Below are 8555 nucleotides of genomic sequence, written 5' to 3'. Positions count from 1 at the left end.
ACGTGGCGGCGCCGGACAAGGAGCAGACCAGGGTCATCCCCAGATCTGCGTGATAGCGACGACCTACACCACGTGCCAGCCGCCGAGCCACCCTTACACCAAACCCGGCGACGAACCACCTCAATGGAGCAGGTCAAAGCGGGCAAGAGCCACCAAACTGGGCAATCACAATCCTCACAGCCTCGCTTGTATACGACGCACTCCACCCACCTCGAACCGGCACCGGCTCTAACGAGTTGCACCTCATATCACAAATCTGGTAGCTTGAACATCTTCGAGAACTCCGAAGGCTTGGGATCGTCGCGTATGAAAGCAAAAGACAATCGCACAATATTTTCCAGTATAATAAGCAAATGGACTGTTAAAATACGTAAAAAAATTATATTTATTTCCCGCACAAAAATATACACTGGCTCAATATCAGCAGCGATTTTTTTACAATCATACCTAACCTCGAAAAACAACAAATTTGGACCTAATTCAAGCGAAAAACTTATCAACGAGGCAGTATTTGTTTTGGATGATCTAGAGACAGTCTGGTCGCGCAATCGCGCTACTATAGATAGCTCAGGAATTTTCGATGACAGGTGGTACTTGGAAGCCTATCCAGAGTTACGTTGTACAGGCTGGGATCCTTTAGACCACTTTACAACATTTTGCTTAACACAACAAACATCGCCAAATTCGACTTTCAATATAAAAGCATATATATCAGAACATCCAGAGTTGCTGACTAGCAAATTACACCCAATTATAGATTATTTGAACAATAGATCCGTAAGCCATAAACATTATCTTGCAGCCACGACAAGTAGCTTCCTGCTCCCTGATTTTCAAGAACTTCTCTTGGAGTCCTTATTGTTTGATGCAGAATGGTATTCGACAACATATCATGATGGGAGACTCAATAACTCTGAAGCGTTAGATGCGTATATTGAGGTAGCTCATCTTAATGTACATTCGCCAAGCCCATTTTTCGATCCGTATTATTATATCGAAAACTATAGCAAATTGTTTAATGAAAACATATCAGCGATTGAACATTATCTCTTATACGGGATTTCTAAAGGATATCGGCCAAATCCATATTTAGACCCATTATGGTACCAAACAAATTATCCGGATGTAGCTGATAGCGGATTGAGCCCTGTGCAGCATTACATCAAATATGGTGCTTACGAGGGTCGGACGCCGAGCAAAGAAATTTCGCTTGAGAATTATGTTGCGGACCATCCAGATTCCGAATTATACAAACAAGGATCGTTAGCTCATTATCTGACATATTATTGGCCGGCTACTGGCCAATTGCCTAATAACAACAGTAGATACATGGATGAATTTCGCGTCAGAGCTCTAGATTTTCTTAGTTTTACTATAATAGTCCGAACAAGCAGCCGAGGAAACATAGGCCGAACTTTAGAAAGCCTTACACGACAGGGACGAGTTCTTTTTGAGGTTATAATCGCGAACGATTTGCCTGAAGTTGCTGTTGATATTAATAAGTTAGCACATATTTGGCTTGTGAAACCGTGGATGGGTACGAGCAGTCGCGTCCTACCTAAGATTCTGCACTTTCCAAATGCAGTCAAAAGTGCAAAAGGTTCGTATATCATAGTCATTGAAGAAGGAGATATAGTGAAAGATTGTGCTTTATCATTGTTACGCGATGCAATGATAGAGGGGAATGCAGATATTGTATATTCCGACGAAGAAGTTGCAGGCAATGGTGGAGTTGGACCAACATATATACTAAAACCTGAATGGTCTCTGGAACTTCTTCTTTCATACAATTATTTTGGACGAATTACTGCTATTCGTTCCTCTCTAGTTGAGGGGATGCTACTTACTGAGACGACGGGTGCAGCATGTGAATGGGATTTGAATCTGAAAGCTAGTGAGCGGGCAATAAATATTTGTCGATTGCCCGTTGTATTATGTTATCGAAGTGACGTCTCTAGTTTGGATTACAATCGTTCTTTATATTATCCTGAAAACTATAAGAAAGTATGCGAACTATACTGGCAACGCCAATGTATTGCTGCGCAAGTATCCGTCTTGGCCAGCGGCGCTATTTATTCAACGTGGCAACTTAATATTTATCCGCGCGTCTCTGTGATAGTACCGAATCGTGATTCACCAGATTTACTCAGGTCAATATCTCAAGGATTACTCGAAAAAACGCACTATAATAATATCGAGTTTATTATAGTGGACAATCAATCTACAAATATTGCTACATTAAAACTTTATGAAGAGCTTGCATTGAATGGGTTCATTATAATACCATACAATGAAGAATTTAATTACTCTCGAGCGTGTAACCTTGGCGCGCGCGCGGCTTCTGGGGAGCTGTTGCTTTTTTTGAATAATGACATCGAAATAATTACTGAAGATTGGCTTGAGGAGCTTGTACGATGGGTGCAGCGCCCTGGTGTTGGCATTGTTGGAGCTAAACTTTTGTATCCAAATGGAAATATTCAACATGCGGGTGTAGCGCTCGGAGTTTTCAAATTAGCCGCGCACATTTTCTGGAATCACAATAACAATGATAATAATTGGGGTATATTTGGATCTCCACATGTATTAAGAAATTATACATCGGTGACGGGTGCATGTCACTTAGTTTGGCGAAATGTGTATGATATCATTGGCGGTTATGACGAGAGCTTTACTCTTGCATATAGCGACATAACATTTTGCCTTGACGCACTTAAAGCTGGATTCAAGACGTTATACGTGCCATATAAGCCTTTAATACATCACGAGGGCGCCTCGAGAGGTAGTCGAACGCCTGCGAGTGATCAAATATTGTTTGCAAAACGGTTACGCAACTTAGGAATCGACTATGATCCCTTCCATCACCCTAATCTTGATGTTCAAAGTTTTATACCTATTATGCATTCTAGCGCTAAAGCTCCCCGTGTAGTCGGTCAAATGCAAACGGATATCTCTGATTTTATTGGCGGGACAGCCCATACCACCAATCTTGATTTGTTTGACGATGGAGCCATAGCTTCAATTGCCAATCTAAATTGGAACAAAATCTTTTGGACGCCGAATTTAAATCTTTCTACCGCTGAGTCAGAAGTGGGCGCGAGAATTTTACTGTACTTTTTGAGACGTCGACGTGATCTAAGGCGGAAATTCCCTCGAGCGCTTTCGGAAGGGTCACAAGGTGGATATGCAAAATGGGTTAAAAACATTGGATGGGATCTACTAAGACTTGATCCGACATTACGGTACTGTGTTGACTTGGCATTTGCAAATAATTTTGGACAAAAATGCCGGCAATTCTTAGTCAATGACGGTCCGAGAGATGAATTTGAGCCACTAATTATTTTACCAGATGGTCGTAAGACAGCCTGTCAAAAACTTTTCGCTCAAGTGAAAATTGGATTGCTTAGCGAAGTCGCAGTTTGGTGGTATCTTCTTGAAGCGGCTGAAGAACCTATTCGTGATCTTTATGTTGCTTGGGCAGTAACTCCATTATGGCAAGAGAAAGTACCGTTAGGAGGAACAGTATTCGGAATGAAAGATCTCGTGATCTGGTTTAGCGAATATTACAGCATTAGTGATGATTGGCTTTACAGGCAATACATTCCAAATATTATGAGTGACATAGATCAACTAAAGTTACTTTTTCGTACGGATCAAGATATACAGCGTCTCTATCCTCAAGCCTTGCGCGATGTAACGGTTGCTCGTAGTTTGTTAAGATATCTTGCATCTCCGGCATCCGGACAAACCGTCTTTGCGAGACAATGGTGTGAAGTGCGTGATGAAAATAGTTTGGCACAAGGTCTCGCCCGCCCAGGGGTTAATGTCATCGGGCATTTCTCGTATACATCTGGTCTGCAAATTTCATGCAAAAGTATTGTTGCAGGGTTAGAGCAAAGCGGGTACGGATATACCCTTCGGGACGTTCCAGTCAATCCATTGATAGATTCTAGTGCATTTGATTTTTATCTAGGATGTGAAGTCCACGATAAAACACTTATCCATATCCAACCGGAGCCATTTTTTGACGTGTCATACGCTCGTTCCGGCCTAAATAAATCCAAACAAGACAAATATCGTGTAGCGTACTGGTATTGGGAATTCGAGGACATTCCTAGTTCATGGGATAAGGCTGCTTTCGCATGTGACGAGATTTGGACTGCAACTGAATTCATTGCTACTGGCCTTCGTAAACGATTCACTCAACCTGTAAATGTATTATTCCCAGGCATAGAGATTTCTCCGTTTTTATCAATGAAGCGCGCAGATTTTGGAATAGATCAAAAGGAATTTGTTTTTATATTCTCTTTTCACATGGTTAGCGTAATGGATCGCAAGAATCCGATCGCTGTAATTCGATCATTTCGCCTGGCATTCCATGATTGTCGTGATGTTAGCCTAATCATTAAGGTATCGTTTGGTGATCGGCATCCAAAAAATCTTGAAATTCTCAAGCGCGAGGCAAAAGGTGGTAAAATTCTAATTATTGATGAACTCTACGATCGCGATAAGATGCTTAGTCTCGTTGAAATGGGTGATGCGTATGTATCCCTCCATCGTAGCGAAGGTTTAGGATTGTCAATCGCTGAAGCTATGCTCTTAGGAATTCCAGTAGTTGCTACACGATACTCAGGAAATCTCGAGTTTATGGATGACTCAAATAGCCTACTTGTCGACTATAGTTTGATAACATTGGATCGAGATTATCCACCATACACTGCTGGGCTTCGTTGGGCGGATCCATCAATTACTGATGCTGCAAAGAAAATGCGCCAGCTCTACGAAAATCGATCCTTTGCCAAAGATTTGGGATTAAAAGGCCAAAGCGATATTAGAAAGAGATTTAATCATGAGGTTTCTGGTCAAGCTATAGTTGAGCGACTTCAGACTATTGATATTTTATTGAATCCTTGATTTTGAAAATTAAATAATCTCGTTCTTTTATTGATTTTTTGGGTATGCGTAACTCCTAGTCCCGGCGTAACGTTGACATACGTTACTGCTGTGGCAGCTTAAGGTAAAAGGTGTAGGATTTATCGTTCCGCTTCGTAATTGATGCCATTGGTCGGTCTCACTGTGCCCAGGATGTGCCAGCGAATTTCGAGGGGCTCCTTTGGTTGGCTTCAGGTCACACAAGCGGATTTACGGTGAATCGGCTATGTAAATCAATATGCTCACCTTTGAAGGCCTTGCGATGAACCTGGAGAGCAACGATGAAGAACTGATGCACACGGTCTTCCCGCACCCGACCCTCTCGGAGATTATGCACGAGAGCGTGCTGGACGCTTATGGGAAAGTGATCCACTCCTCAGGGCACAGGCTCCGAGGTCTCCCTCAAGCCCGCACGGCACCAGTTCAAAGCGGCCGATCAGGCGGAGAACGTGGCGGACCCCGAAGGCGCGCTGGGGACAAGGCGTCGTGCACCGGCGGCGGCGTCCATCCCCTGACGCCGCCCGAAGGTTCCGGATGCGGCTTTCAGGTCTTGCACAGCGGCAAAACCTCGCCATAGTGTCAAGGCATGTTGACACTCCAGCCCCGCGTACAGACGGCCCCTGAGACAGACCGGCGCCCCCACGCCGTGGTGATCGGTTCGGGCTTCGGCGGGCTGGCCGCCGCCGTGCGGCTGGGCGCGCGGGGCTACCGGGTCACGGTGCTGGAGCGGCTGGAGCAGCCTGGCGGGCGGGCTCGCGTGCACCGGCAGGACGGCTTCACGTTCGACGCCGGCCCCACCATCGTCACGGCCCCGTTCCTGTTCGAGGAGCTGTGGCGGCTGGCCGGCAGGCGGATGGAGGACGACGTCGCCCTCGTGCCGATGGACCCGTTCTACCGCATCCGCTTCGCGGACGGGGCGACCTTCGACTACAGCGGCGACTTGGAGGCGATGCGCGAACAGGTGCGCCGGTTCTCGCCCGGCGACGTTTCCGGCTACGAGCGCTTCATGGCGGCCAGCCGGGAGATCTGCCGGGTCGGGTTCGAGGAACTGGGCCACGTGCCCTTCGAGTCGGTAGGCGCGATGCTGCGCATCGCCCCCAACCTGCTGCGGCTCTCCGGCCACCGCTCGGTCTACAGCGTGGTGGCGCGCCATATCCGCGACGAGCGCCTGCGCACGGTGTTCAGCTTTCACCCCCTCCTGATCGGCGGCAACCCGTTCCGGGCGAGCGCGATCTACTGCCTGATCGCCCATCTGGAGCGGCAATGGGGGGTGCACTTTGCGCTCGGCGGCACGGGCCGGCTGGTGGACGGGCTCGTCGGGCTGATCCGGGGGCAGGGGGGCGCGATCGGCTGCGGGGCGGACGTAGCGGAAATCCGCACCAAATCCGGCACCGCCACCGGGGTAGCGCTACGCAACGGTGAAGAAATCGCGGCCGACATCGTCGTGTCGAATGCCGATTCCGCCTACACCTACAAGCACCTGCTGGGCGGGAAGACGAAGCGCTGGAGCGGGCGGCGGGTGGATGCGGCGCGCTCCTCCATGGGCCTGTTCGTTTGGTATTTCGGCACGAACCGGAAGTTTCCGGATGTCGCCCACCACACCATCCTGATGGGCCCGCGCTACCGCGGGCTGCTCGCCGACATTTTCGACCGCAAGGTGCTGGCCGACGACTTCAGCCTCTACCTGCACCGGCCCTCGGCCACCGACCCGTTGCTCGCGCCCCCCGGCTGCGACGCGTTCTACGTGCTGTCCCCCGTGCCGAACCTCGCCGGCGGGCAGGACTGGCATCAACTGGCCGAGCCCTACCGGCAGCGGATCGAGGCCGCGCTCGACGCCTCCGTGCTGCCAGGGCTCACGGGCGCCCTGGTGACCTCGAAGGTGACGACGCCCCAGGATTTCGCCGACGACTTCCTCAGCTTCCGCGGCTCCGGTTTCGGGCTGGAGCCGGTGCTGACGCAATCGGCTTGGTTCCGGCCCCACAACCGGGCCGAGGACGTGAAGAACCTCTTCCTCGTGGGGGCAGGCACGCATCCGGGCGCCGGGTTGCCGGGCGTGCTCTCCTCCGCCCGTGTCCTCGATCGCGTGGTGCCGGATGCGCGCGTTGCCGCCTGACCTTTCGACGGACCACGCCGCCTGCCGGGCCGCGATCCGCGCGGGCTCGAAGAGCTTCTACGCGGCCTCGATGCTGCTGCCGCCCACCGTGCGCCGGCCGGCCTACGGGCTCTACGCCTTCTGCCGCCTCTCGGACGACGCGGTGGACGAGGCCGGCAGCCGGAGCGGGCGCGCCTGCGCCGCACGGCGCCTCGATGAGCGCTTGAGCCTCGTCTATGCCGGCCGGCCCGTGGACGCGCCCGCCGACCGGGCGCTGGCGGAGATCGTGTCCACCCACGCCATCCCCGAGGCGCTGCCCCGCGCCCTGATCGAGGGCCTGGCCTGGGACGCGCAGGAGCGCCGTTACGCGACGCTGTCGGAGCTCTCGGCCTACGGCGCGCGGGTGGCGGGCGCGGTGGGCGCGATGATGACGCTGATCATGGGCGTGCGCGACCCTCACGCGCTCGCCCGCGCCTGCGACCTGGGCGTGGCCATGCAGCTCACCAACATCGCCCGCGACGTGGGCGAGGATGCCCGCGCCGGCCGCCTCTACCTGCCCCTCGACTGGCTGGCCGAGGCCGGCATCGACGCGGACGCCTTCCTGGCGCGCCCGGAGGCCACGCCGGCTTTGCGCGCGGTCATCGCCCGGCTGCTGAATGCGGCCGGCATGCTCTATGCCCGGGCCGAGCCCGGCATCGGTGCGCTGCCGCCGGCCTGCCGCCCGGCGATCCGCGCGGCGGGCCTGATCTATGCCGAGATCGGCCGCGCGGTGGAGGCCAACGCCCTCGACTCGGTCGGCCGCCGCGCCCGCGTCGGCGGTGCCCGCAAAGCTGCCCTGCTGGCGCGCGCCGCGCTGACGCCGGGGGGCTCGGACGGGCTCGCCGCCCCGCCCCTGCCGGAGACGGCCTACCTCGTGGACGCCGTCGCCCGGTCGGCGGTCGCCCCGATGCAACGCCAAAAGAACCTGCCGGCCTGGTGGGACGTGCCGGGCAAGGTCGTGCACGTCCTCGACCTGATCGAGACCCTGCGGGAGCGCGAGGGCTTCGAGGGCTCGGGCGCCGCCCCGTGAGCGACGGCCTCTTCGCCGCCTTCGACATCGGCCTCGTCTTCGCCCTCGCCTTCGGCCTGGCGCTCTGGCAGCTCGTCGCGGTCCGGCGCAGCATCCGCCGCGACCGGACACCTCGAAGAACCGCGCAATTGCGGGGTTTGGCTGTCGGTTTGAGGCCGCCCGTAGCGTTGGCGTGATCGGACTGGCGTTCTGGCCGTCTGGCGGTGGTCGCGATTGGGCTCAGCGGGCCATCCCGAGGTTGCCTCAGGCCGCCACCGGCCGGGTTTCGATCCAGAGGAAGCGGTTGAGGTTGTAGGCGAGGTTGGCGATCCCTATCTTGGTCCGGGCTCGGGCCATTCCGATGGTGCGCACGAACAGGCCGAAGCGGTGCTTCTGGCCGGCGAACACCGTCTCGACCGCCGAGCGAACCTTGGAGCGGGCGCGGTTGGCCTTGCGCTGCGCCGGCGTCAGGTCGTAGCCGGGCTG

4 protein-coding genes and 1 pseudogene are annotated in these 8555 nt (G+C 53.5%); 4 read left to right on the top strand and 1 reads right to left on the bottom strand.

Translation table 11 applies throughout. The features are described from left to right. Window positions 1–306 precede the first annotated feature (306 nt). From COGEMETH_RS24600 to COGEMETH_RS24585, 4 genes are all read left to right on the top strand, one after another. Window positions 307–4911 carry a glycosyltransferase gene (locus COGEMETH_RS24600; RefSeq protein ID WP_238185295.1) on the top strand — a complete coding sequence of 1535 codons (4605 nt, stop codon included), beginning with the start codon at window positions 307–309 and terminating at the stop codon, window positions 4909–4911. 604 nt (window positions 4912–5515) lie between these two features. Further along, window positions 5516–7042 (top strand): phytoene desaturase, encoded by a 1527-nt coding sequence (locus COGEMETH_RS24595; RefSeq protein ID WP_238185294.1) that lies wholly within the window; start codon window positions 5516–5518, stop codon window positions 7040–7042. Beyond that, window positions 7023–8090: a phytoene/squalene synthase family protein gene (locus COGEMETH_RS24590; RefSeq protein WP_238185293.1), complete on the top strand. Its 1068-nt coding sequence runs from the start codon at window positions 7023–7025 to the stop codon at window positions 8088–8090. The genes COGEMETH_RS24595 and COGEMETH_RS24590 overlap by 20 nt, the downstream gene beginning before the upstream one ends. Continuing rightward, complete coding sequence (locus COGEMETH_RS24585) at window positions 8087–8266, top strand: hypothetical protein (RefSeq protein WP_238185292.1); 180 nt, start codon at window positions 8087–8089, stop codon at window positions 8264–8266. Before COGEMETH_RS24590 ends, COGEMETH_RS24585 begins: the two co-directional genes overlap by 4 nt. A 67-nt stretch (window positions 8267–8333) precedes the next feature. Here COGEMETH_RS24585 and COGEMETH_RS24580 read toward each other — a convergent pair. Further along, window positions 8334–8555 (bottom strand): annotated as a pseudogene (locus tag COGEMETH_RS24580) (IS5/IS1182 family transposase); the annotation flags it as partial.

It is taken from the genome of Methylobacterium trifolii, from assembly GCF_022179685.1.
In the GTDB taxonomy this organism is placed as follows: Bacteria; Pseudomonadota; Alphaproteobacteria; order Rhizobiales; family Beijerinckiaceae; genus Methylobacterium; species Methylobacterium trifolii.
This window is presented reverse-complemented; position numbering and strand designations above follow the sequence as displayed.